The organism is Chryseobacterium sp. Marseille-Q3244, from assembly GCF_940807095.1.
Classification (GTDB): Bacteria; Bacteroidota; Bacteroidia; order Flavobacteriales; family Weeksellaceae; genus Chryseobacterium.
The window spans coordinates 47,344-73,208 of record NZ_CALNWX010000017.1 but is presented as its reverse complement, the minus strand read 5'-3'; the positions used below and the strand labels follow the sequence as shown (position 1 = coordinate 73,208).

The 25,865-nt window shown below is 36.0% G+C and carries 20 protein-coding genes; 10 read left to right on the top strand and 10 right to left on the bottom strand.

Annotated features, from left to right (window positions below; genetic code table 11):
- Nucleotides 1-42 precede the first annotated feature (42 nt).
- From NBX25_RS21215 to NBX25_RS21185, 7 genes are all read right to left on the bottom strand, one after another.
- Entirely contained in the window at nucleotides 43-747 is a 705-nt protein-coding gene (locus NBX25_RS21215; protein WP_250255318.1) for a hypothetical protein, read from the bottom strand.
- Between the two features lie 25 nt (nucleotides 748-772).
- Nucleotides 773-1,273 carry a DUF4252 domain-containing protein gene (locus tag NBX25_RS21210; protein ID WP_250255317.1) on the bottom strand — a complete coding sequence of 167 codons (501 nt, stop codon included), beginning with the start codon at nucleotides 1,271-1,273 and terminating at the stop codon, nucleotides 773-775.
- Between the two features lie 10 nt (nucleotides 1,274-1,283).
- Nucleotides 1,284-2,564: a DUF4252 domain-containing protein gene (locus NBX25_RS21205; protein ID WP_123909843.1), complete on the bottom strand. Its 1,281-nt coding sequence runs from the start codon at nucleotides 2,562-2,564 to the stop codon at nucleotides 1,284-1,286.
- A gap of 45 nt (nucleotides 2,565-2,609) precedes the next feature.
- A complete protein-coding gene (locus tag NBX25_RS21200) occupies nucleotides 2,610-3,281 on the bottom strand; it encodes a hypothetical protein (protein ID WP_250255316.1) in 672 nt (223 codons plus the stop codon).
- The gene (locus NBX25_RS21195; protein ID WP_250255315.1) at nucleotides 3,256-3,765 is read right to left on the bottom strand and encodes a GFO_1088 family ECF-type sigma factor; all 510 of its coding nucleotides are present in this window, start codon (nucleotides 3,763-3,765) and stop codon (nucleotides 3,256-3,258) included. Before NBX25_RS21195 ends, NBX25_RS21200 begins: the two co-directional genes overlap by 26 nt.
- A 99-nt stretch (nucleotides 3,766-3,864) precedes the next feature.
- Entirely contained in the window at nucleotides 3,865-5,025 is a 1,161-nt protein-coding gene (locus NBX25_RS21190; RefSeq protein ID WP_250255314.1) for a putative sugar nucleotidyl transferase, read from the bottom strand.
- A gap of 280 nt (nucleotides 5,026-5,305) precedes the next feature.
- The gene (locus tag NBX25_RS21185; protein ID WP_027375398.1) at nucleotides 5,306-5,557 is read right to left on the bottom strand and encodes a type B 50S ribosomal protein L31; all 252 of its coding nucleotides are present in this window, start codon (nucleotides 5,555-5,557) and stop codon (nucleotides 5,306-5,308) included.
- 183 nt (nucleotides 5,558-5,740) lie between these two features.
- On the opposite strand from NBX25_RS21185, the gene NBX25_RS21180 reads away from it, so the two are divergent.
- The 6 genes from NBX25_RS21180 to NBX25_RS21155 all read left to right on the top strand — a co-directional run bounded on the left by NBX25_RS21180 (nucleotide 5,741) and on the right by NBX25_RS21155 (nucleotide 11,223).
- A complete protein-coding gene (locus NBX25_RS21180) occupies nucleotides 5,741-7,150 on the top strand; it encodes a hypothetical protein (protein WP_250255313.1) in 1,410 nt (469 codons plus the stop codon).
- Nucleotides 7,150-7,476 (top strand): nucleotide pyrophosphohydrolase, encoded by a 327-nt coding sequence (locus tag NBX25_RS21175; protein ID WP_076510699.1) that lies wholly within the window; start codon nucleotides 7,150-7,152, stop codon nucleotides 7,474-7,476. The genes NBX25_RS21180 and NBX25_RS21175 overlap by 1 nt, the downstream gene beginning before the upstream one ends.
- Before the next feature lie 75 nt (nucleotides 7,477-7,551).
- Nucleotides 7,552-8,778: a 3-phosphoshikimate 1-carboxyvinyltransferase gene (locus NBX25_RS21170; protein ID WP_250255312.1), complete on the top strand. Its 1,227-nt coding sequence runs from the start codon at nucleotides 7,552-7,554 to the stop codon at nucleotides 8,776-8,778.
- 85 nt (nucleotides 8,779-8,863) lie between these two features.
- Nucleotides 8,864-9,352: a hypothetical protein gene (locus NBX25_RS21165; protein ID WP_250255311.1), complete on the top strand. Its 489-nt coding sequence runs from the start codon at nucleotides 8,864-8,866 to the stop codon at nucleotides 9,350-9,352.
- 19 nt (nucleotides 9,353-9,371) lie between these two features.
- On the top strand, nucleotides 9,372-10,052 hold the full coding sequence (locus NBX25_RS21160; RefSeq protein WP_250255310.1) for a hypothetical protein: 681 nt from the start codon (nucleotides 9,372-9,374) through the stop codon (nucleotides 10,050-10,052).
- Between the two features lie 172 nt (nucleotides 10,053-10,224).
- Nucleotides 10,225-11,223 (top strand): phosphatidylinositol-specific phospholipase C, encoded by a 999-nt coding sequence (locus NBX25_RS21155; RefSeq protein ID WP_123909836.1) that lies wholly within the window; start codon nucleotides 10,225-10,227, stop codon nucleotides 11,221-11,223.
- Between the two features lie 309 nt (nucleotides 11,224-11,532).
- Here the strand turns inward: NBX25_RS21155 and NBX25_RS21150 are convergent, their stop codons facing one another.
- The 3 genes from NBX25_RS21150 to NBX25_RS21140 all read right to left on the bottom strand — a co-directional run bounded on the left by NBX25_RS21150 (nucleotide 11,533) and on the right by NBX25_RS21140 (nucleotide 17,900).
- Nucleotides 11,533-13,359: an alkaline phosphatase gene (locus NBX25_RS21150; RefSeq protein ID WP_250255309.1), complete on the bottom strand. Its 1,827-nt coding sequence runs from the start codon at nucleotides 13,357-13,359 to the stop codon at nucleotides 11,533-11,535.
- Between the two features lie 116 nt (nucleotides 13,360-13,475).
- On the bottom strand, nucleotides 13,476-14,984 hold the full coding sequence (locus NBX25_RS21145) for a RagB/SusD family nutrient uptake outer membrane protein (protein WP_123909834.1): 1,509 nt from the start codon (nucleotides 14,982-14,984) through the stop codon (nucleotides 13,476-13,478).
- Between the two features lie 27 nt (nucleotides 14,985-15,011).
- Nucleotides 15,012-17,900, bottom strand: coding sequence for a SusC/RagA family TonB-linked outer membrane protein (locus tag NBX25_RS21140; protein ID WP_250255308.1), 2,889 nt, complete (start codon nucleotides 17,898-17,900; stop codon nucleotides 15,012-15,014).
- 414 nt (nucleotides 17,901-18,314) lie between these two features.
- Here NBX25_RS21140 and NBX25_RS21135 point away from each other — a divergent pair, with 414 nt between their 5' ends.
- From NBX25_RS21135 to NBX25_RS21120, 4 genes are all read left to right on the top strand, one after another.
- Complete coding sequence (locus NBX25_RS21135; protein WP_250255307.1) at nucleotides 18,315-19,103, top strand: SDR family oxidoreductase; 789 nt, start codon at nucleotides 18,315-18,317, stop codon at nucleotides 19,101-19,103.
- Between the two features lie 135 nt (nucleotides 19,104-19,238).
- Complete coding sequence (locus tag NBX25_RS21130) at nucleotides 19,239-20,813, top strand: autotransporter assembly complex protein TamA (protein ID WP_250255306.1); 1,575 nt, start codon at nucleotides 19,239-19,241, stop codon at nucleotides 20,811-20,813.
- A 289-nt stretch (nucleotides 20,814-21,102) separates the two neighbouring features.
- A complete protein-coding gene (locus NBX25_RS21125) occupies nucleotides 21,103-24,261 on the top strand; it encodes a SusC/RagA family TonB-linked outer membrane protein (protein ID WP_250255305.1) in 3,159 nt (1,052 codons plus the stop codon).
- 18 nt (nucleotides 24,262-24,279) lie between these two features.
- The gene (locus tag NBX25_RS21120; protein ID WP_123909830.1) at nucleotides 24,280-25,800 is read left to right on the top strand and encodes a SusD/RagB family nutrient-binding outer membrane lipoprotein; all 1,521 of its coding nucleotides are present in this window, start codon (nucleotides 24,280-24,282) and stop codon (nucleotides 25,798-25,800) included.
- The last annotated feature ends 65 nt before the right edge of the window (nucleotides 25,801-25,865 follow it).

Below are 25,865 nucleotides of genomic sequence, written 5' to 3'. Positions count from 1 at the left end.
CTGAAACTACTTGTCTGGGATCAATATTTTGATCAATAACAATTATTTTACAAGATTCCCATTCTCGTCCAGATTCTCAATATGGGTCTGATTATTTTTATCTACATATAATTTTAGCCTTACTTTTCCTTTGGTATCACGGATAAAAACTCCAACATCTCCGTTTGCTGTTTTCCCTGCAAAAAATCGTTCATTGGTTAACCTGCCTTGTTCTCTAAGCATTGCGTATGCTTTTTTACTGGCAACAGGATCATTGAGCTTTTTCAGGGAATCCTCAAACTTAATAATAGCTTCCAAAGGGAAATCATCCGGACGATCCCAAAGTTTTAAGCCGTACACTCTTTTTTTATCTTTTCCGGTTTCTTCAAGATACTGGAGCTGCATGATTTGATCTGTATTTCTCTGATCTATTGAATATACCATTCCTGATCCTTTTTCATCAGCATCATATACAAGTCCCCCACATTCATCCCCTAATGAATTAAAGAAAATCAATCCTGCATCCCTTTCTCTCTGATTCATATTTTTATGATTCACCATTCCCGGATGCTGACGCTCTTTATTACTGATGACCATTTTTAAAGTTCCATCTTTTTCAACAATATTGATGCGTTCTACATCTATTTCTTTAAAACGTTCTACAGAAGGATTGGCTTTAAATGCCAGTATAAAAAGTAATACACAAACTACAGTAAGCGAAGCTGCATATATCTTTAACATACGAACTTCTTTAATAAGCTTTTCCATAGGAAGATTTTTGAAGTGAAATCAATTACTTATCTGAAACAGCATTAATCATTTTTGAAATATCATCAGGTGTAAAACTCCCTCTTACATCTACAAAGACTAATTCTTTATCTGAATTCACTGTAATCAGCATATTCTTAATAGCCTCTCCTTTTTGCTTTACTCGCAGGTTTACATTTTCACCATTATGTTTTATGGTAGCCCAGTCTTCATAATGATTAGTATTCAAAAATTTGGCATAATCATTCAACATTTCTTTGCTGCCGTTTTCTACGGTAAGAACTTTTATTTTAGAAACCTTTTTAATGAGACTAATAAGTTCTTCACTCTCTCCGTCTTCTCTTAAAGCCTTCTTGATATAGGGCTTAGCCAGCAGTAACGGCACATTAAAACTTGTAAACTTGGCATCTTTAAAATCATATCTTGCATCTGAAAAGAAGTCCATGTTAGGTTTTTCAGAAACAATACAGGATTGAAGACTACCGATTACCAAAATTGAGAAGAAAATAGTTTTGAGCGTTTTCATGGTAATCATTTTAATCCATTGGTCTTAGTAATCCTCCTGATGTCTTACTGATGTTGGACTCTATTTCCGGTCTTCCTTTATATCTCACAGATCCTCCTGAAGATGCTCTTACTTTTAATTTATCCGATACGTTTACGGTAACATTCCCTCCGGAAGTAGCTTCCGTTTCAAGATAAGTAAATTTCAAATCATCTGCTTTACATAATGCCCCACTGCTAATATCTATAGTTCCGGAATCTGCTTTTCCACTCAGACTCATATTAGATCCGCTTGAACTTTTAATTCCGATATTTCCGGCAGTAATTCCTGCTCTGATATTTGACCCTGAGGATACTGAAATACTTGCTGCATTTGAGACTTTAAAGTCACCGGTAATATTAGCTCCGGATGAAGCATCAATCTTCATATTTTTCTCCTGAATAGAGTTTACAACAGTAAGATTAGAACCGGATGACACATCAATATTGTCCATTTTTGGAGAAGACACATTGACACTTAAGTTTTTAAATCTCAGATTTCTTACTCCTTTATTATCAATATAAATTTTTAAAGTACCATTCTCCACCTTGGTAATAATGTATTCTAATTTATCTGCATCTGCAATCACTTTTACACTGGTTGGTGTTTCCTGTTTAAAAATTACATTGACACCGGTGCTGACCTGAATTCCTGAAAAATCACCAACGTTTCTGGCTTCTCCGTTAAGATAAGACGAATTATTACCTGAAGTAAGATTATTTCTTGTATTGGAAATTGGATTCTTTTTGGTTTCACTGGAGTTAATGATCTTGCTTACATCGTCCATAGAAAGCTTTCCGTCAAGCATTACAAAAATACTTTCCCCACTTCCGCCGTCAATACTTAGTAACAGATCATCCAGAATACCGTTTTTAGCTTCCGCGGATAAAAATTTCACTTTAGCTCCGGCATTATTCACTGACATGATTTCGTTGTAGTTCAGATTCTTTAGATAAGAAGAAATATCTTTACTCAATTGGGACATGTTACTCTGAACTTTACGCCCTTCCGCAGTATTTCCTTTCTCTGGATTTTCCGTAATAAGAATCTTGAGCCCGTTAATTTTTGACAATAGCGGTTTTATCTGATCCAGCTGGGAATCATCAATATTAAGACTGCTAAGCATGCCGAACATCGGTTTGGCAATCTTAATAGAGGTTACTCCCTCTACTTCCTGATATTTATCAAAGAGTTGGTCAAATTTATCTTTTTGTCCATATACATTAAAGAAATGGGAAAAAGCGAGGGCGAATATTATGAATAGTTTTTTCATGAGTCAATTTTATTTTTAAGTTAATGATGGCAACTGTTATTCTGATTAATAATCATCATCTACCACCGTAGGCTGTGCCAATTTTTCACTAACGTTATTTGCAAATATCTGGAATGAGTATTTTGTTACATTAATAGCTTCTTCTACATTGTCAATTCTTTTCCCGTTTACAATAACGTAAGAATTTTCATATCCTGTAGAATCTTTAGATTTGTTATTTTTAAAAGAGGAATTATCAGCATATCTTGGCCTTCTTTCTTTTTTAAGCCTTCCTCTTTTCGGTAAGATTTCATCCATAACATCTTTTTCTGCCACATGATTATCCTGAAAGATGGAATCTTTTTTAGCTCCTGAAATAGAATCGGTATGATTCACTGCTACTTGTTCCTGGTGATTATTATTTTCTTCAATAAACCCGGACTTTTGCTTTAACACTTCGTTTTTCACCAGACTTTCCTTGTCATGAACTCCTGTTCCTGAATTATTTTTAAGGAAAAATCCGATCCCAAAGACCAACATTACACTGGCAGCCATCCAGAACCATTTGGGAAATGAGGGCTTTTTCTTTTCTTCTAATGGAATAATAGGGGTTGTGTTTTCTTCAGAAGTTTTATTTTCTGCCTGCTGAAGGAAATCATCAAAACTCCATTCCATTTTTTCTTCCTTTATATCCCGGAAGATTTCGTCGTATTTATCTTGTAATTGATCTTTTTTCATAGCTCATCAGTTGTGAGATTTGTTCTTTTACTTTTTGTCTTGCCCGCATAAGGTTTACCCTTACTGCATTTTCCTCCATTTCCAGCATTTCAGAAATTTCGGAAACGTCGTACTCTTCTACATCTTTCAAGTGGATCACCAGCTTTTGTTTCTCGGGGAGCTGATTGATAAATCCTACAATATGTTCCTTAAGGTTATCAACTTCCATACTGTAAAGCTCCGACCGGTGAAGCTGCATATCCGCAAAGCCTATCTTCACATCGTGATGCTTCAGACGGTTCAGGCATTCATTCCGGACAGACTTCAGCGCATAGGATTTTAAGTTTCCAAATTGTCCCAGTTCTTCCCGTTTCTGCCAGAGTTTTATCATGATATCCTGTACTACATCTTCCGCCTCATCACTACTCATGACGAATCGCTTCGCAAAACGATACATCTCGTCTTTGAGAATAAACACCGTATTCTTGAAAGTTTCTTGGGTCATGAGTTTTGTTTCTTATAGGTAAGACAACCAGTCTTTACAATCTATTACATCAAAAATAAAAAAACTTCAAAAATATTTGAAGTTTTTATTATAATAGAATTAATACGTCTCAAAAACATGCTTCAAAATAGCCTTATCTTCCTCAGTTAAAGCTACTTTTCTTCTGGCCATTGCTCGTTCTGCCACTTCATAGACTTTATCCAATCTGAATCTTTCATCATCTTTTAAGCCACCCCATGAATAGTTTTCCACAAGATTCGGTGGAAAACCTGGTTTGAAGATATTAGAGGCAACTCCTATTACAGTTCCGGTATTCAACTGGGTATTGATCGCTGTTTTGGAATGGTCTCCCATGATCAGACCTGCAAACTGTAAACCAGTGTCTTCGAAAGCTTTGGTTCTGTAATTCCATAGCTTAACATGGCTATAGTTATTTTTAAGATTGGAAGAATTGGTATCTGCTCCAAAATTACACCACTCTCCTATTACAGAATTTCCTACAAATCCTTCATGTCCTTTGCTCGTATATCCGAAGATTACAATATTATTCACCTCCCCTCCTACTTTACAGTGCGGACCAATGGTAGTGGCTCCATAAATTTTTGATCCTAAATTAAATTTGGAATCATCCCCAAGAGTTATAGGACCACGAAGATTGCAACCTTCCATCACTTCAGCATTCTTACCGATATAGATCTTTCCGGTTTTAGTATTCAATGTGGAAAACTCGATTTGAGCACCTTCTTCAATGAACAAATCTTTTTTATCTCCTAAAAACCCGTTGGTAGAAGATAACTCCTGTGATGTTCTACCGTTGGTAAGCAGATCAAAATCAAAATCAATGGCGTGATGATTATAAGTAAACAGATCAGTAGGCTTTTTAAAGAAAATAAGCTCTTCTTTGATATCTGTCATTTTTTCGATCTGATTCAGGGAAAATCCTTTCATATTGATCTTCGCGGCTACCAATTCATCTTCATACACCAAAGCTTCCCCTTGTTTAAGATCTTTGATCTGCTGGATAACGGATGCTGTGGGGATAAAGTTCGGAACAATGAAAAGACTTTCCTTTTCTTCCGGAGTTTTAAATTTATCCTGAAGATACATTTCTGTAAAATAAGAAATTTCAGTATTCTCAAGAATTCTCTGCCATCTTTCAGAGAAAGTAAGGATTCCGCATCGCATGGCTGCAACCGGTCGGGTAAAGGTAAGCGGAAGAAAATCTTCCCAATATTGTGCGTCTGAAAATACTAATTGCATTTTTTAGAAGTTAAAGGTTAAAAGGCAAAGGCTAAAGCAGATCCTTATACTGCCTAGAAACAAAAATACAAAAAGATGAGAGAAGTTAAGATGTAAGTTAAAAGATAATAAACAGATCAACCTGAATATCTATATTCCAGCGAAATTTTAGATTTTGGCTAAAGTCAGTGGATTTTTTTATTTATTGTAAATGGGTTAAAGCCCATTTCTATTGAATTTAAAACAACAAAAAAGCCTTCCAAAAAAAATGAAAGGCTTTAATATTTTGAGTATACAAAAATTACTTAGCGAATTTTTTGTATTTGTTCATGAACTTATCAACTCTACCTGCAGTGTCAACTAATTTCACTTTACCAGTGTAGAAAGGGTGAGAAGTTGAAGAGATTTCCATTTTGATTAATGGATACTCTTGTCCTTCGAACTCGATAGTATCTTTTGTTTCTGCAGTAGACTTGCAAAGAAACACCTCGTCGTTACTCATATCTTTGAAAACAACAAGTCTATAATTTTCTGGGTGGATTCCGTTTTTCATAATGCTATTTTTAAAAAATTAAAGTTTGCTTTCGAAATAGTAATGGATATTTCTCTGCTAATTTTAGGTTGCAAAAGTACAACTTTTTTTCTAATTTCCAAATACTGAATTCAATATTTTTTTCTTGATAAGAAATTCAAAGTATTTTCGTTAAATTTGGAACTTACTTAAACTTTAATTTCAATGAAATTCAAATTATTACTGGCTTTTTCTTTCTGGATGCTCCTGGTAGCAGTATCATGTAATAAGGATGATATTACCTTTGATACCCCTACACAACAACTGAGGTTTTCAAGGGATACTGTATTCTGCGACACAGTTTATCATCAGGTACGTTCAGAAACCTATGTAGTAAAAGTATATAATAATGAAGATAAAGATGTTTTGATCCCAAGGGTAAATCTTGAGAAAGGAGCGACCTCGTTATACAGAATTAATGTGGATGGAAAACCGGGATATGATTTTAAGGATGTTCCATTAAGAAAAAAAGACAGTCTCTATATATATGTAGAAATTGCTCCTCAGGCAACAGGACCTGAAGCCATTGCCGAAGACAAAGTGATTTTTTCCGGACCTGCCGGACAACAGCATGTTACTTTGTTCTCCGTAGTTCAGGATGCTGAATTCTTTATTCAGACACCAACCAATCCTAATGTAATTACAAGTTCTACCACATGGACCAATAATAAAGCGAAAATCATCTACGGTGATCTTACTCTTGATAAGAATGTAACATTGGATATAGATCCAGGGACAAAGGTATATTTTCATAAAAACAGCGGAATGAAGGTTTCTTCAAATGCTGTTTTAAATATCAACGGAACCCTGGACAATCAGATCATTCTTCGTGGGGATAGAAATGACCCTTATTATGATACCATTTCTAAAAACTGGAATTCTATTAAAATGGAACCTAATTCTATTCTTAATATGAACCATGCAAGGCTATTTGGCGGAACAAGAGGCTTAGAAATGAAGCAAACAACGGCTAATATCTCCAATTCCTTCATTCATACTTTCTTTGAATATGGAATGTATGCTGTAAACTCTACCGTTACTGCAAGTAATTTAGTCATGAATAACTGTGGCTTGTCATGTATTGGAATCTTCAAGGGTGGAAAACATAACTATACCCATGCTACGATTGCCAACTACTCTAAATCGATGGGAACGTTTGACAGAAAAGGAATCTTTGCAACAAATGAATGGAAAAATGATGCTGGGCAAACAGAACAGGGAGCCTTGCAGCAATTTAATTTATATAACAGTATTGTATATTCTGACAGGGATAACGCTGTACAGTTTGAACAAACACCAGGGCAACAATTTGAATATTTAATTCAAAACTGTCTGTTAAAATACTCCAGTACATCTGAAGCAGGTTTTACCTTCGACAATAATGTGAATGTGATACAGAGCATCAAAAATACAGATCCGCAGTTTATGAATTATTTCGCTGCAAAAATGAATCTGAGAGTTAAAACAACTTCTCCGGCCAAAGGCAAAGGAAATACCACCATAGCAGGAACCGTACCTTTTGATATCGTAAACGAACCAAGAACCACTAATCCTACTATCGGAGCTTATCAATAATGGAAATCACTCAATTACAACAACAGGTTGACGAATGGATTAAAACCATCGGCGTAAGATATTTTAATGAACTGACCAATATGGCTATGCTGACGGAGGAAGTAGGTGAAGTAGCAAGAATTATCGCCAGAAGATATGGTGAGCAGAGCGAAAAGGAAAGTGATAAAAGTAAAGACCTCGGAGAAGAACTGGCTGATGTGCTTTTTGTAACATTATGCCTGGCTAACCAAACCGGAGTTAATCTGCAAGATGCTTTTGATAAAAAAATGAAGATCAAAACTGACCGCGATAAGGAACGGCATCAGAATAATGAAAAATTAAAATAAGATTCCTGGTCACATACTTCTGATATATAGGAAGGTATTTAAAGTATGTGACCAGGATTGAAATATGAAGAAATAATGAAGAAGCTAGAAAAATCAACATTAATAGGAAATAAAACAGTACAGATCAGCGGTTCGAAAAGTATTTCGAATCGTTTATTGATTCTGGAAAGCCTGTTTAGTAATATAAAAATCGGGAATTTATCCAATTCTCAGGATACCCAATTGCTGAAAAAAGCCTTGTCTGAAGTTAAAGAAGTAGTGGACATTCACCATGCAGGAACAGCCATGCGTTTTCTTACGTCCTACTACTCTATTCAGGAAGGAAAAACCACGATTCTTACCGGTTCCGGAAGAATGAAGGAAAGACCTATTAAAAATCTGGTAAGTGCCTTGAAAGATCTTGGTGCTGAAATTGAATATATGGAAAACGAAGGTTTTCCGCCTTTAAAAATTACAGGAAAAAAGATTACACAGACTTCTGTAAATGTTCCGGCTAATATTTCCAGCCAGTTTATTACTTCCCTGCTACTTATTGCAGGAAAACTTGAAAACGGATTGGAGATTCACCTTGTGGGTGAAGTGACTTCAAGGTCTTATATTGAAATGACCCTTGATATTCTTACAAGATTCGGAATTACAAACAGTTTTGAAGGAAATACGATTAAGGTAAAACCCTTCACTCCAAATGATGAAGCTTCTCTCAAAAGTTACGAAGTGGAAAGTGACTGGAGTTCGGCCTCCTATTTCTACTCGATCTGTGCATTGGGAAGAGAAACTATTCATTTAAAAAGTTTTTACAAAGAATCTACACAAGGAGATTCTGCCATTGCAAAAATCTATGAGGATTTCTTCGGAATTAAAACAACCTATTCTGAAGCGGAGCACAAACTGACTTTAGAACCTCAGCCTGATTTTACTTTCCCTGAAAAAATTGTTCTGGATATGAACAACTGTCCAGATATTGCACAAACCCTTTGTGTAACTGCTGCAGCTCTGAAAATTCCTTTTGAAATTTCAGGATTAGGAACGTTAAGAGTAAAAGAAACTGATAGATTGCAGGCTCTATATAATGAACTGAAAAAGCTCGGCACTGAAACAAAAATTACCGATTTAACCATTGAGTCTGTAAGTTTCGGAGAGCCTGAAGCACATATTTCAATTAAAACATACCAAGATCATAGAATGGCTATGAGCTTTGCGCCTTACTGCCTCATTGGAGAGCTTACTATTGAAGATGAAGAGGTTGTGGAAAAGTCTTATCCGATGTTCTGGGAAGATCTTGCCGATATAATGACGAAATAATTTGAAAATCTAAAAATGCAGTAATTTGAGAATGAATCATTGAGCATTCTCAAGTTACTGCATCAACTATAAACTACACCCAATCATGAAAAAATTACTGGTCTTGTTTGCCTTGGCACTTCCGTTGTCAATTTGGGCACAATATCTTTTACCCAATGAAGAAATCATCTATTCTTTTGAAACAAAAAATGGAAAGAAAATGGCATTGGTAAAGGATAAAAAAGATGCATACATCCAATATCGCTTCGGAAACAAAAATAAAGTAGAAATGGAGTTCCCGTCAACAAAAACCAAGGATAGCTGGAAACAATTCAGCTACAGGTTTTATATGAGAGGCGGAGGGAAACAGAATGCCGGAATGGAACTTCATTATCTGTCATTTTCTCATAATGGTTATCAATATCAGGTATACAAATCTTACTATGCAGAAGACGCATCTTATTCTACTGGAGTTACCGTAACTGATGCCAAAGGCAAAGAAACCGATATTACTGGAATATACAAATCAATAAAGGGTAACCTAAGCAGCTTGGACGAATCTAAACTAATCGTAAAAGAGGATACCGGATTATAATTTCTGAATATTATGCCCAATGAAAAAGATATTTTCTTTTATTTTCATCCTACTGGCTACTCTATCATATGCTCAAAATCTGAAAATTTTTTCCGTTCCAAAAGGTTACAAGAAAGTTACTGAGATCAAAGGAGATTTGGATAAAGACGGAAAAGAAGAAACGGTTATTGTATTTGATACAGATAAAACGGCATCTGACTATGAAAGGGCTCCCGGGAAAAAGGATTATCAAAGAGTTTTCTATATCCTGAAAAATGAACAGGGACAAGCTAAAATTTGGAAAGAGAATTCCTCTCTACTCTATTCAAGCGGATTAGGCTTTTACCCAGATGATAATATTCTTAACATTCAGATAAAAAATAACTGCCTAATTGTAGAACAAAGTTTTTTCTCCAATTCAAGGCATACTCAGGTTAACAAACATACCTTCAGATTTCAGAACGGTGATTTTTACCTGATTGGTTCCTTTGATAATTTTAATGACACCTGTGAATTTGATTTTACCAATGAAATTAATTTTTCTACCGGAAAAGTCATTGTAGACAGAGAGTACTCCTCATGTGATGATGAGGTAAAAGTACCAGAAAATATTCATAAGGAGTTTATCCATAAAATTCAGCCTCTTATTACAATGGATAATTTCAAAATGGGAGAACATAGATTCAAAATTCCGGGAATGAAAGAAGATTTTGTGTTTTAAGTAGGAGAGGGATGATGGAAGCTGGAGTTGATCTACCCCTGACTCAAAGTATTTCTTTCTTCTAACTCCTAACTTCCTGTCTCTACACAACAACTTAATCATCTCTTAAAACTAAGTTAACTCCTCATTGCTTGACATATTCTTAATTTTAGCTACAATTAAAATATAAACTATGTTCAAGCGCCCAATCAAATATGTAAAAATTTTTACACTTAGTATTGCAACTGCAGCTGTATTCTACTCATGCTCGGAAGATATGGCAGAAAGAGATTCTAATGACACAGGTCTTACCTCTCTTAATAAAGCAAATTACAAAATGGCATCAGCCGTTCCTGTGGAAATGAACAGCTGGATGGCTGGCCTGCAGGATAATATTTCAATTTCAAAAATCTCTATTCCCGGAACTCATGATTCCGGAGCGCGTATAGATGCTCCTGTAGTAACAGGTACGGCGAAAACACAAAACCTCAGTATTGCTGAGCAGCTGAATGCAGGAGTTCGATTCCTGGATATCCGTTGCAGACATATTGATAATTCATTTACGATTCATCATGGTGCTATTTATCAGAATTTAAATTTTGATGATGTCCTTAATGCTTGTTATTCATTCCTTGAAAGTCATCCGTCGGAAACCATCATCATGTCTGTAAAAGAAGAACATGACGCCTCCAACACAACAAGAAGTTTTGAAAGTACTTTTGATTCATATATTCAGAAAAATCCTTCAAAATGGAATCTTGGAACTACGATTCCTACTCTTGGAGAGGTAAGAGGAAAGATCAGACTCTTAAGAAGGTTTTCAGCCAACACCGCTAAAGGTATTAATGCTACTTCATGGGCAGATAACACAACCTTTGAAATCAATAATCCGGGAGCTCAGCTGAAGGTTCAGGATTACTATAAGGTTACCAATAATGATGATAAATGGAACGGAATTTCCAATCTCTTCAATGAAGCTAAAAACAGTAATAGCGACAAGCTTTTCATCAATTTCACCAGTGGTTATAAACCGGGGATATTCGGAATTCCTAGTATTCCTACGGTTTCCAACGCTATCAATCCGAAACTTAAAACGTTCTTCCAAAGCAATACAAAAGGATCGTATGGGATAATGCCTATGGATTTTGTGAATGCTGAACTGGCAGAACTGATTGTAAAAACGAATTTTTAGTATCGTTAAATATAAATTGTAGTCTTGAAGCTGTCTCTTTGTTGAGGCAGCTTTTTTACTCTCGCAGATTGAGCAGATAACGCAGATTATTTGTTGGCCATAAAAATCAATACTATAATTTTCTTATCCGGAAGTATCTGTGTAAATCCGTACAATCTGTGGGAAATAAAATAAATACACTAAAGTTTTGAAAATCTGGCGATTTTCATTGGATATTTTTTAATGTCGTGATATTGACAACAAATAAAAAGTAGTCTTTATCAGATAGAGGCTACTTTTTTATTAAGAATAGAAGTTGATTGGATTCAGCTATTTTTCAATGCCATAAGCAGCCATGATTTTGTTGAAAATTTCTGTATTTTCAAATAATCCTGTGAACTCTTTGGAATTCGGGCCATAGGCAAAAACACTTGACGGAATAGAAGTATGGTCGTTGGTACTAAAATTTCCGAATACCCAACCCTCTTTCAGGCTTCCATCTAAAAGTGTTAAACCACCGGTTTCATGATCTCCCACTACGACTACTAAAGTTTCCTTATTTTCATCAGCAAATTTCATTGCTTTTCCTACTACATGATCGAAGTCCAGTAACTCCGTAACCAATTGTTCTATATTGTTGCTGTGTCCGCCGCCATCAGTTTGGGAAGCTTCCACCATCATAAAGAATCCTTTTTTATTATTCTTCAGGTCATTTAAGGTAAGATCAAAAGCATCTGCTAACCAGTTTCCTCTTCCGCTTGTTACTCGTTGTGAGGCCAAAGGATCAATAATCAGTGTTCTGTTGTTTATTTTTTCAGCTGACGTAAGGCTATGGTATAGATCTACTTTTGCTTCTTTCAATTTCTTTTCTGTTTCCGGTGTCAATCCGCTCGTAGGACCACCAATCAGAATTTTTGTTTTGGAGGTTGCAAAATCTTTCAGAATAGGTTCAGAACTATTTCTGTTATCAGAATGAGCATAGAAATCCGCTGGTGTTGCATCGGTTACATCGCCGGTAGAGATCAATCCGGAGACTAACCCTTTTGCAGCAATAATATCTGGAATTTGGGCCAGGGATTTACCTGTTCCATCTACTCCAACAAATGTATTTTTTGTTTTTACTCCTGTAGAAAAAGCGGTAGAACCTGGTGCTGAATCAGTAATATAGGCGTTCGATGAATTGGTCTTGGATAAACCTGTAGATCTCATATTGAAAACATTCAGCTTTCCTTTATTAGCTGTAAAAGCTGCATAATATTGAGGTAAGGAAGTTCCATCCGGAATTAAAAGAATTACATTTTTTACTTTTTTACTGATTCCATCTGTTTTATAAGTTGGTGCATAAGCAGCATATTCTTTGGTATTTTTATAGAAATTCCTTGGAATAGTATTCATGAACTTTTTTAAATCCGGAATATGATCTGTATTGATATAATCTACTCCCATATCCATCAGATTTACCCAGGCATTAGGAAAATCAGGAGCTCCATAGAAACGCATCGGTTTCTGTTGAGCATGGGCCTTATCTACAGCCTTTTTGATTTTCTCCGTTTCTTCGTCTCTCGGAATTCCTTTTCCGTTCCATTTTACCAGTTCTGGCAAATCTGCACTGAACATTCCCACTCTTTTTAACTGATCGGTAGAATAATCTTTATTCAGATCTCCATCAAAATACAGATAATTGGGATAGTTTTTAAAATCACCTGGCTGAGGTCTTCCACCTGTAATCACTATTTTCACTCCTGAATTACCGGTAATTTCAGGATATTTTTTCAATGTATTGACCAAAGCGCTCAGGGTTGTCTTATAATCCTGTTTAATATCGATCAACAATTGTAGCTTTTTAGTGGTATCCTTATAGATATTTCCTTTGTTCAGTTTGATCTGCTTTGAAATATTGTCCAGATAAAGATTCTCCAACGTTCTGTCTGCAGAAAGTTCCTTTTCCGTATGGGCCACCCAAAGCTTTCCTTTCACCAGAAAAACATCTGCTTCAATAGACCCAAAATTGGCATAATACGCTTGCCAAAAAGGGATTTCCTGCATATAATCATTATGAGAATGGGCATTTCCTACATTATAATTCAAATAATTCTGTGCTTGGTTTTCAGAGAAAACAGCAAGAGCAAGTAAACCCAATATTTTTGATAGTTTCATTCGTTTATTGTATTGTTTTTATACGTCAGATGGAATCTTTCACCTTCCTTTTTAAAAAGACTATATCATCACAGAATTTCTGCAATGATATAGTGATAATATATATGACTAAAATTTTACCAACCTTCGTTTTGCTTAATAACGCCGTGGCTGTTTACAATCTCAACCTGCGGCACCGCCCAAACATTATGGATTGCCGGATTAAAGTTTCTTGCAGCCCAAGCTTCTTTTCCGTCCATTCCATGAAGTGGTTTAGCATACGTTGCCTGTGCATCTCCCCAACGGACAAGGTCTCTGTGTCTGTCTGCCCATTCACCGGCAAGCTCGCAGCGTCTTTCATGTTTCAGGTCTGCCATTGTACAACCGCTTTTAGAAGTAAGACCAGCACGTTTTCTGATCATATTGATTTCCTGATCTGCAGGTTTATTTTGCATAAGCAATGCTTCCGCTTTAATAAGAATTACCTCAGCATAACGCATAATAGGAACTGCAAGGTCTGTACAAGGATAATCTCCATTAGCATTTACGTGCCCTTCTTTAAATGGATATTTGAAAGCATCCATATATTTGTTAAACTGGGCTTTTGTAAGGGAGTTTGAAGTAGCATACGTTCTTACCGCTCCATCAAAAGTAAACTGATCTCCTTCTTTAAGGATGGTTACACTTCGTCTAAGGTCTCCGGTTTCATATTCATCATACAACTCTTTTGTGGGCTGGAAGTATCCCCAACCATTATATTTTCCCCAACCTTTGTTTTCTAACATTACCCCCGGAAGGATACTTCCTACTCCATTAAATTTAGTAGTACTTGGGACTGACCAAATATATTCTGAACTGTAATTGTTTTCAGCTTTAAAAACATCGCCAAAATTATTCAGTAAATTTCTGTTTCCTTTAGTCATTACTTCATTCGCCCAATATTCTGCATTCTTCCAATCTTTCATAAACAGATATACTTTTGCCAGCAATGCCCAAGCTGCGGCTTTATGAGGTCTTCCATAATCTTTGGTTGGAAGTTCTTCCTGGCTAGGCAGTAATTCTGCTGCTTTTTTCAGATCATTTACAATATAATTGTAGTTTTCCATGACATTGGCTGCTCTTGGAATTGGGTTAGGATCCGGTTCTTTCGTACGGTCTATGATTGGAATACCAGCTTTTTCATTTCCATAACTGTAAGCCATTTCAAAATACATTCTGCTGCTCATAAACAACGCTTCTCCCAGATACTTATTTTTGATAGCTTGTGAAGTCTGAATATTATCAATATTACGGATAACACGATTCGCAACACCAATTACTGTATATCTTTTGTTCCATTGGGTTTCCAGATCTCCGGCAGCAATATAATTACTGCTAAAATTCTTCACATTATCTGCCTCACTTTTTGATCTTCCTGTTACCATATCATCACTGGCATTAATAAACCAGAAAAAGCCTCTTCCATAAAATTCGCTGTCAGAAAGCGGTTTATACATTGCATTAGCTCCGGTAATCAAGTCATTTTCGCTTTTCCAGAAGTTAGCTTCAGTTGGAGTACCTTCCGGCTCTATATTCAGTTCATTGGTACATGATAATACTGATGCAGACAGCCCTGTTATTAAAATTATTGTATTGAAAATCTTCATCTTTTTACTTTTAAATTTGTTTTTAGATTAAAACCCGACTTCCAATCCGAAAATAAATGAACGGGCCTGAGGATATCTTCCGGTATCTACACCATAGCTCTCCATTCCTACTTCAGGATCAAAGCCTGTATATTTAGTAATGGTGAACAGGTTATTGCTGGTCACATACACTCTGATTTTATTCACATCAAGTTTCTTATAAAGTTCTTTTGGTAATGAATATCCAACCGTAAGGTTTTTAAGCCTCAAATAAGAACCGTCTTCCACATAGAAATCCGATACTTTAGAGTAATTACCACTTGGATCGCCCTGTACCACTCTTGGAATATTGGTATTGGTATTCTGAGGAGTCCATGCATTCAGAATATCTCTGTCCATGTTATAATTCTGTCCTGTTCCCCCTGGGTTTAAAGAAATAAATTTCAATCCGTTGAATATTTTGTTTCCATATACACCCTGGAAGAATAAATTAAGATCAAAGTTCTTCCAGGTCATGTTGTAAGATAATCCGTAGGAGAACTTAGGGTATGGATTTCCAAGGTTTACAAAATCATTATTATTCAATGCTCCTGTATTGCCTTCTTTTTTCAGGAATTTAATATCTCCAGGCTTAGCATTAGGCTGAATAAGATTTCCATTAGCATCTTTATAATTGTTGATTTCTGCTTGATTTTGGAAAATTCCATCGGTTTTATAACCATAATAAGAATAAAGAGACTCTCCCACTTTTACACGGGTAGGTTTCAAGACCCCACGTACGTTATTACTGTTGATAAAGATCTCATCTACATCAGCTAATTGCTTCACCGTATTTTTTAGTTGACTCAATGTTGCTCCAACTGAATAGGTAAAATCTCCGGTATTTTTACCATTAAAATTAATTCCCAATTCATATCCTTTATCCTCAAATAATCCTGCATTTACATACTGATCTACATAGGTTGCTGTACTTTGAAGGTTGACATTAAAGATCTGATCGGTTGATTTCTTCACGAAGTAATCAAATTGCATAGAAAGCCTGTTGCGGAAGAAGGAAGCATCCACCCCAAAGTTGGTTTGTTCTGATTTCCCCCATTTTAAATCCGAATTGGGTCTTGTCCTCGCATAATAAGCAATATTCTGTGATGGATCCTGGCCGAAAATAATGTTATTATCACGAATCATCTGCGGATTTACTGCCTGATAAGAAACGCCGCCAAGGTTTCCTAAAATACCATGACTTCCTCTTAATTTCAGATTGGAGAGCCATACAATATCTTTCATGAAATTTTCTTTGGATACCATCCATGCTCCTGAAATGGAATAATAATCAGAAAAATGTTTTTCTTTAGAGACTAAAGATGTTCCATCTCTCCTTCCCAATAAGCTGATCATATATTTCCCGGCATAGTCATAGTTTACCCTTGCCAGATAAGAAGTTAAAGCACTCCTGTATTTATAACTTTCTGCTTCTTTATAAGTATCTGCAGCATTTTGAAGATATCGGAAGGCTTCCGCTTCATTCCTGAAATCAAAAGTTTTTGCACGGAACCCGTCTTCAGTGGTTTTCTGGAATGTTAACCCTGCAAGGAAGTCAAAACTATGTTTACCTGTCGTGAATTTATAAGTAAGGAGTTGCTCTGCCAGAGAAGTGGATACATTGTTGTTCTGATATTCCAAACTGTTGGTATCAAAAATCTTTCCTACTTCCAGCACTCTGGAAGTAAATTCTTTAACATTTCCAATTTTAAATGTTTGAGCAAAATTGGATCTGAATTTCAAATCTTTAGCTAAAGCAATTTCGATATAAGGATTGATCAAAATCTCATGGGTAGGATTCTGAATGCTGATTCTTTTCAAATAAGCAACAGGGTTAATCATATCTCCATATCCTCCTGCCACATCAATCGGTAATCCTGAAAAGGCTCCGGATGGTGTATATACCGGAACGTTGGGTGGATAGTACATTGCTGCAACCAAAGCTCCTGTGTATCCGTTCCTTGTGTTGGCTGTATTTCCGTCAGAATAATTATAATACATATTCTCTCCGATGGTCAACCAGTCTTTCACTTTATGTTCAGAATTTACTCTGAAATTGTATCGTTTTGCCTGCGTATTTAATAAAATCCCCTCAAGGCTTCTATGGTTCATTCCTACGAAGAATTTGGATTTATCACCTCCTCCGCTTAGATTTACATTATATTCCTGGATAGTCCCTGTACGGAAGATCTCTTTCATCCAGTCGGTTCGGGTAATTCTTCCGTCAGCATATTGATCTGCATTGAATGCCAATGGAAGGTTGCTCAGTTTTCCCGCATTTTCATACGCTTGCCTCATTACATCCTGGAACTCTGCAGCATTTAAAGATTTTTTTAACCTCCACGCCTGATTAATTCCATATTTAACATCAAAATCTACTGTCAAAGTTCCTTTTTTACCTCTTTTGGTAGTAATCAGGATCACTCCTCCGGAAGATCTTGCTCCATAAATAGCGGCTGAAGCATCCTTAAGCACAGAAATATCCTGAATATCGTTAGGGTTAATAGCAGGAGTTCCGTTAAAAACAACGCCATCCACAACATAAAGAGGAGATTCTCCATTCACCCCGCCCAGACCACGGATATTTACTTTAGGAGAGCCATTAGGATCTCCACCTTCGTTCACAACAGTTACTCCGGGAGCTTTTCCCTGGAGAACTTCCCCTACTCCAGACAGAGATCTGGAAGTAAGTTTATCCAATGAAGCCTCCGAAACAGCACCGGAAACCTTACTCTTCTTTTGCGTTCCGTATCCAACAACAACAATCTCATCGATGGATTTTTCTTTTAAACTGTCTTTTTTTTGAGAGAGGAACATCGGTGAAGCTGAAATTGCACCAATAAGTAATACCCTACCCGTTAAGTATGTTACTGAGACAGGGATTTTAAATACATTCATGACATCCTTTTTAATTAGATGCAAAATTAGAACAGCCCCACCTCCTGTTACATTAAGATTTCCTTATGTTTTTATTAAGAAATTTTAGTTTTTCAACAAGCCTCGATTTCTCTCCCAAAAACTAATACTCTTATTTTCAATACAATAAATTAATAAAATAATTATTCCTGAAATATTCTATGCATAACTGAGATTAACTTTATTTTAAGTTTGTCATCCATCAGGAGGTAATAAATAATAATGGAATAACAGATTTCACATCTTTCTACTGAAGTATTCCAGGGTAATAAATGACAGACTTCCCTTTTCTTTTTTTACATTTGCTGAAAATAGATTTTCCTGCTCACCGATCATCAAAAAAACGGATTAGTAATGACCAGGAAAAATGAAACTCATAAAAACAGTACGAATTAAATGACCATTATCATCACAGGAACTTCCTCCGGAATTGGATTTGCTTTGGCCGAATACTTCGGTAAAAAAGGACACAAAGTATTTGGTTTAAGCCGAAAATATACGGAAAGTCAGTATTTCAAATCTATCCCGACAGATGTTACTGACAACACCGCTGTTCAGAATGCTATTGCTGAGGTCCTGAAAATAGAAACCAAAATTGATGTCCTTATCAACAATGCCGGAATGGGAATGGTAGGTGCTGTGGAAGATTCTACCAAAGAAGATATCCTTAAACTTTTCAGCCTTAATCTTACCGGGCCTGTTCAGATGATGAGCGCGGTTCTTCCTACAATGAGAGCACATAAATTCGGAAAAATCATTAATGTATCCAGTATCGGAAGTGAAATGGGATTACCTTTCCGCGGGTTTTACTCTGCTTCAAAATCTGCTTTGGATAAAGTAACGGAAGCGATGAGATATGAAGTGTATCCTTGGAATATCGATGTGTGCTCTTTACATTTAGGTGATATTAAAACCAATATTGCAGACAACAGAGTGATTGCCCAGGTCTCCCAGCCTTATAAAAATGTTTTCGATAAAGTGTATGCTTTAATGAATGCTCATGTAGACGAGGGAACTGAACCACTGGAGGTAGCAGAATACATTGAAAAACTTTTAGGAAAGAATAAATGGAAAGCTCATTATTATTTTGGTAAATTCGGGCAGAAAATCGGAGTTCCCTTGAAATGGATTCTTCCACAAGGAATTTATGAGAATTTAATGAAGAAATATAATAAACTGGATTAAAATTAGTTGATTGATAAAACGCATTGTCATTTTGAACGGAATGAAATGCAGTGAAGAATCTTTGTATTTTTTCACAAGCCTTCAACTTATATTCGGAATGGTCAATTGAAGTTATTTTTAAAAATATTTTTTGTTTTGTTCTGCGTTTTTACACAAGCGCAGAAGAAACAGTATTGGCTTATTGATACTGAAACAAAGGTCAGAAAAAAAGTAAAAGATTCAACTTCTGCGGTAAAGTTTCTGGATTCTCTAACTCAGAACAATTATTTTTTCACTCAGCTGAAGGAGGTAAAGGTAAAAGGTGACAGTACAGAGATTTTTTTCGACAAAGGAAAAAACTTTAATGAAACCTATGTGAATCTTTCTGATTCCATTGTTCATAAGCTGAAAGTTCAGAAAGATTTTTTCACTAAAAATTTAGATTCTACCAAAAAAAGTATCAATAAAAGTTATATTGATGAAGGCTATTCATTCAGCAGAATCAAATCAAAATATAAAGGTCAGAAAAATGGATATCCAATTATAGAGCTGGATATCAATAAGAATGATAAAAGAACAATCAATGGTTTTGTTGTAAAAGGCTATGACAGGGTTCCAAAAAGGTTCATTAAAAATCTTGAAAAAGAGTTCAAAGGAAAAAACTATGATGAGAAGAACTTATTAGCCATCAACAAGAGTTTTCAAAGCCATCCTTTTGTGATGCTTGACCGGCAGCCACAGACCTTATTCACCAAGGATTCCACCAATATCTACCTGTTTTTACAAAAGAAAAAGACCAATACCTTTGATGGGGTCATCGGTTTTGGAAATGATAAGACGGATAAATTTACCTTAAACGGTACCATGAATGTAAATTTCAGGAATATGTTCAATGGTTTTGAAGCGGTTAACCTTTATTGGCAGAGAAACCCTGACAAAGGCCAGACCTTTGATCTTCAGGTAGACATACCTTATCTTTTTAAATCCAATGTCGGGATGAATACAAAGGTGAATATTTACAGACAGGATTCTACGTTTGCTAATGTAAAATTCCTTCCTGCTTTCTATTACCATATCAATAACCGTAACAAAATCGGTCTGCGTGCAACCTTGGAAACCTCAACGGTGATTGATTCACTGTATGCTATTGGAAAAGATTACAACAAAAAAGGGATCGGAATCTGGTTTGAAATGACTGAGCCTACCGATATTGATCTGTTTCTTTACAAAACAAGAATCAATGCCGGATACGATTATTTAACAACCACCTATACCAAAGGAAATATAAAAGCTGCTCAAAACCAGTTTTATTTCTCCGGGGAACATAATTATCATATTTCAGGAAACCATTTCCTCAATATCAAAGGGGAAGGTGCTATGATGGATTCTAAAATTGAGTTTTCGGCCAACGAACTTTACCGTTTTGGTGGCTGGAATTCCATGCGGGGCTTTAACGAAAACTCCCTCGCCGCCGACTTTTATTATTACGGGAGTCTGGAATACCGTTACCTTATAGGTAACCAGGCTTTCTTTGACTTCTTTGGGCAATATGGCCAGCTCAATAATAAATCCCTGAATGTAAAACCCAAGCTTTACAGTGTTGGGCTCGGTTTCAACTTCTTCATTCCGATTGGGCTGATGAGTTTCCAGCTGTCGAATGGTAATGAGTTTGGAAATCCATTTAAGTTCAATGACATAAAAATCCACTGGGGAATTCTGAGTAGGTTTTAGGAGAGAAAGGAAACTGGAAATTACTATGAGGTTACTATTTTTAATAGTTACCCTCTTATTGAAAGTTAATAAAATGTCTTTCAGCGGTTTTCAAAATCTCAATAACTTCCAACCTCTGACTTCCAGCTTCCAGCCTTAATAATAAAGCAAAAACACCCATACAACAATACTTTCTCATTTTACCATTTCATTAATTATTTCTGTTAAAAAATATATAAATTGTATTTTTATCTTAATATGATCGTAAAATTTACGTAATAGTACCCGGCTAAATTTGCATTCAAAAAGAATGAAGAAAACTTTAGCTACGTTTGCCGTTTTTTTACTTCCGTTATATATTACAGCTCAGGAGATTGCCGTTTCCGGAAATGTAAAATCTGAAAATGGAACCAGTGTTTCAGGAGTAAATATTACCGACAAAAATACAGGAAAAACGACGATAACAGATGAAAATGGGAATTTTACCATTTCAGCCAACCCCAAAGATATTCTGGAATTCTTTTCTCCCGATTTTTCCGTTTACACGGTGGAGGTTTCTTCAAAAAAACAATACGCTGTTGTTTTAAGAAAAGCCAATGAAAAGCAGATTGAAGGTGTTGTTATTACCGCTCTTGGGATCGCTAAGAAAAAGGAAAAGATTGGATATTCTACTCAGGAAGTAGGAACCAAACAGTTTGAAACCATTACTACACCAAGTATCGGAAATTTATTCTCAGGACAGGTGGCCGGCTTGAATGTTTCCAACCCAACCGGAATGCAGCAGGCTCCACAATTTACCTTAAGAGGAAATTCTAATTTGGTATTTGTTATTGATGGAGTGATTGTAGAAAAAGAAGTTTTCCAGAATTTAGATCCTAACAATATAGAAAACATCAACGTCCTGAAAGGAGCTACCGCTTCTGCGCTTTATGGTTCAAGAGGTCGATATGGAGCTATTCTGATCACTACAAAAAGTGCGAAGAAGAAAGGTTTCTCTGTAGAATTTTCTCAGAACACTATGATTACAGGAGGGTTTACCAATCTTCCAAAAACTCAGACTGAATATGGTAATGGTTCTCAGGGAAAGTACGAATTCTGGGATGGAGCCGATGGTGGAGTAAATGATGGAGATATGATCTGGGGTCCTAAATTTGTTCCCGGACTCAAGATTGCCCAATGGAACAGCCCGATCAGGGATAAAGTAACCGGACAGGTCGTTCCGTGGTATGGAGCTGTAACCGGTACTCAGTATAATGATAAAGCAAGATATGAAAGAGTTCCGATTGACTGGAAATACCATGATAATTTAAATACTTTCTTAAAACCTGCTATTATCAACAATAATAATTTTGCGATCAGCTATCGAAATAATAAAGATATCTACAGGTTTTCTGGAAACTTCATGAATTATGATGACAGGGTTCCCAACTCTTATCTACAGAAGTACGGAGTTAATTTCTCTTCTGAAAATCACCTGGGAGACAAGTTCATCTTTGATACAAAATTTAATTTCAATCAGGCTTTTACTCCTAACGTTCCTAATTACGAGTACAACCCTAGTGGACACATGTATACCATCTTGATCTGGATGGGGGCTGATGTGGATGGAAATGCCCTAAAAAACCACATGTGGATTCCGGGAAAAGAAGGCAAAGCTCAGGCTAATTGGAATTATGCATGGTACAATAACCCATGGTTCGGAGCTGAATACTATAAAAATCAAAACAGGACCAATATTATTAATGCCCAAACCGGATTAGAATATAAGGCGACAAAAGACCTTTCCGTAAAAGGAAAAATTTCCCTTGTTGAAAATCATAGCAAATCAGAAACATTCAGTCCCTATTCTTATTTCAATTACAGTGCTCCAAGAAGTGGTGGATATATTGTAAAAGATCTGAAAACCTGGAACCTCAACTACGATGTTTTGGCTACTTATAAAAAGAAAATCTCTGATAATTTTGATTTTACGATCAATGCCGGAGGTTCTGCATTTTACTTTAAAAATAATAGGAATGAAATGTCTACCGACGGTTTAAAGATCCCGGAAATATATTCATTTGACAATTCCATCGGAGCTCTCAAAAATTACACTTATCTGAAAGAAAAGCTAATTTACAGTGCTTACTCTACTATTGATATCGGGTTATACAATGCTTTCTTCATCAATATTTCCGGACGTAATGACTGGTCATCTACTTTACCAAAAGCCAATAGATCTTACTTCTACCCTTCCGCATCCATCAGTGCTGTTATTTCCAATCTGGTAAAAATGCCTGAGGCTGTCAATATGCTTAAACTTTCTGCTTCATGGGCAAAAGTGGCTTATGATTTCCAACCTTACTCTATCAGAAATTATTATTCAAATAATAAAGGAATAAGTTTTAATGGTAATCCAACCTATTTGTATCCTACCATCCTAAATGTAGAAAATACATTGAAACCTGAACAGACCAAATCTTATGAATTGGGATTAAGTGCCGGTCTTTTCAATAACAGAATTACTTTAGATGCTACTTATTTCAGAACTCTTGATTACAACAATATTCTGGAGTTCCCAAGTGCTGAGTCATCAGGTTTTGTCTCTCAGTATGTGAATGGTAATGAATATACTACAAAAGGATTCGAAATTTCACTCGGAATGGTCCCAATAAAGACTACTGATTTCACCTGGAAAACATTAATCAACTGGAGTACGTATGAACAAAAGCTAACTTCTATTTATGATAACATGCCTAACTACAACAATATCAAGTTAGGTGAAAGAATGGACAGCTATTATGATTACACATGGCAAAAATCTCCGGATGGGAAGGTAATTCTGGATACCAAATCAGGAATGCCAACAAAAGCTAATGCTCCAAGTAATCTGGGACACTTCAATCCGGACTGGACTTTTGGTTTCAACAATACCTTCAAGTATAAAAAACTATCCTTAAATATCGGAATTGATGGAAGCATCGGTGGAATCATGAGATCTCAGGTCGTTGAAAAAATGTGGTGGGGTGGAAAACATCCGAATTCTGTTGCCTACAGAGATCTTGAATATGCTAATCCTGGAAAGTATTATTTTGTACCGGATGGAGTGAATTACAATCCTGCAACAGGGCTTTATACTCAGCATACCAATCCTATCAACTTCCAGGATTGGGCACAGAATTATCCATACCAGGCCAGAGTAACTCAGGATGAAAGTGAAGAATTTGCGAATGTTTTCGACAGAACCTTTATCAAGTTAAGATCTGTAGTATTAGAATATGACTTCTCTTCCCTATTGAATCCAAAAGGAATGGTTAAAGGGTTCACTGCCAATATCTCGGCTTACAATCTGGCTATGTGGAAAAAGTCTAAAAACCTTTATTCAGATCCGGACTTCCAGATCAGATCGGGAAGAACTGGCGATATCGCTAATGATATTCAGGATCCTTCAAGCAGATGGTTCGGAATCGGATTTAATCTTAAGTTTTAATTTAAAGGCGACATTACAATGAAAAATAATATATTCAAAACGAAAGACTTAAAAAGTAAAAAAGCAAAAAGACTAATCACATCTGTATTGACAGCAGGAGTATTGGCATTGACATCATGTGAATCCAATCTTGATAAAATCAATGAAAACCCGAATGATCAGGCAAGTATTGATCCTAAATATCTTCTCACCTATGTTGCTAAAGATGCCTTTTGGGTGAATGGAGACAATATGTATGCTTCAAGAATGATGATTGGTACCGATGGTGAAAATCCTTTTCAGTACATGAAATGGAATGACGCATCTTTTGAAGTCTATTCAAAAGGGCTTCTTAATACAGTAAAAATGATGCAGGAGTCTGAAAAAAGAAATAATAAAAACTATGTTGCCGTAGGTAAATTTCTAAGAGCTTATTATTTCTTTAATACAAGTTTAAAAGTGGGCAGTATTCCCTATTCTGAAGCAGTAAAAGGTGAATCGGGTATTACCCAACCTAAATATGACAGTCAGGATGTTGTGATGGCCGGAGTTTTATCAGAATTAAAAGAAGCCAATGATCTTATTAATACCAATGATAAAATTGAAGGAGATATTATTTTCAACGGAGATGCTAACAAATGGAAAAAACTCATCAATTCATTCCGTTTGAAAATCTTAATCACTCTATCTAAAAAAACAACCGTTGGAAGTTACAATATTGCAACAGAGTTTGCTTCTATTGCAGGAAGCCAGCCTTTGATGACCTCTATTTCAGATAATGGGGAACTTAAGTTTGCTGACGCAGCAGACAGTAGATATTCTATGTTCAACAACAGTGGATATGGATCCAGTTTATATATGGCTGATTATTTCATCAATTTATTTAAAGACAGAAAAGATCCACGTTTATTTACATTTGCCTCTCAAACTACTGGAGCTAAAGAAGCAGGAAAAACCATCACAGATTTTAGCGGATATAATGGAGGAAATCCTACTTCTCCATATTCTGACAATGCTGCCTTAATTACTGCTAAAAACATTTCTAAGGTGAATGACCGTTTCTACAAAGATCCAACTAACGAACCTTCATCAATTTTAAGCTACTCTGAACTGGAGTTTATCCTGGCAGAAGCAACAGCCAGAGGCTGGATATCCGGATCAGCAAAAACACATTATGACAATGGAATCAAAGCCAGTTTCAGTTTTTATCAGACTTACGTAAAAAATTCAGGACAATATTTTACAGGATTTGATGTCAACCAATACCTGGCTACTCCTTTGGTTGTTTATGATAACTCTGCGTCTCTGCAGGTACAATTGGAAAAAATTATGACGCAAAAGTACATGATTATGTTCCACCAGTCACAATGGACTTCTTATTATGATTACCTGAGAACAGGATATCCTAATTACCCTTTAAAACCAGGTGTAGCAGCACCATTCAGATTCAGATATCCTCAGTCTGAGTACAATTATAACAGCACCAATTTAAAGGCAGCTCTTACCACTCAATATGGTGGAAATGACAATATCAACTCTAAACCTTGGTGGTTACAGTAAGAATCTGATTTTTTTTACACAAAACAAAGAAATCGCAGGAAAATCCTATTAACTTGCGGTTTCTT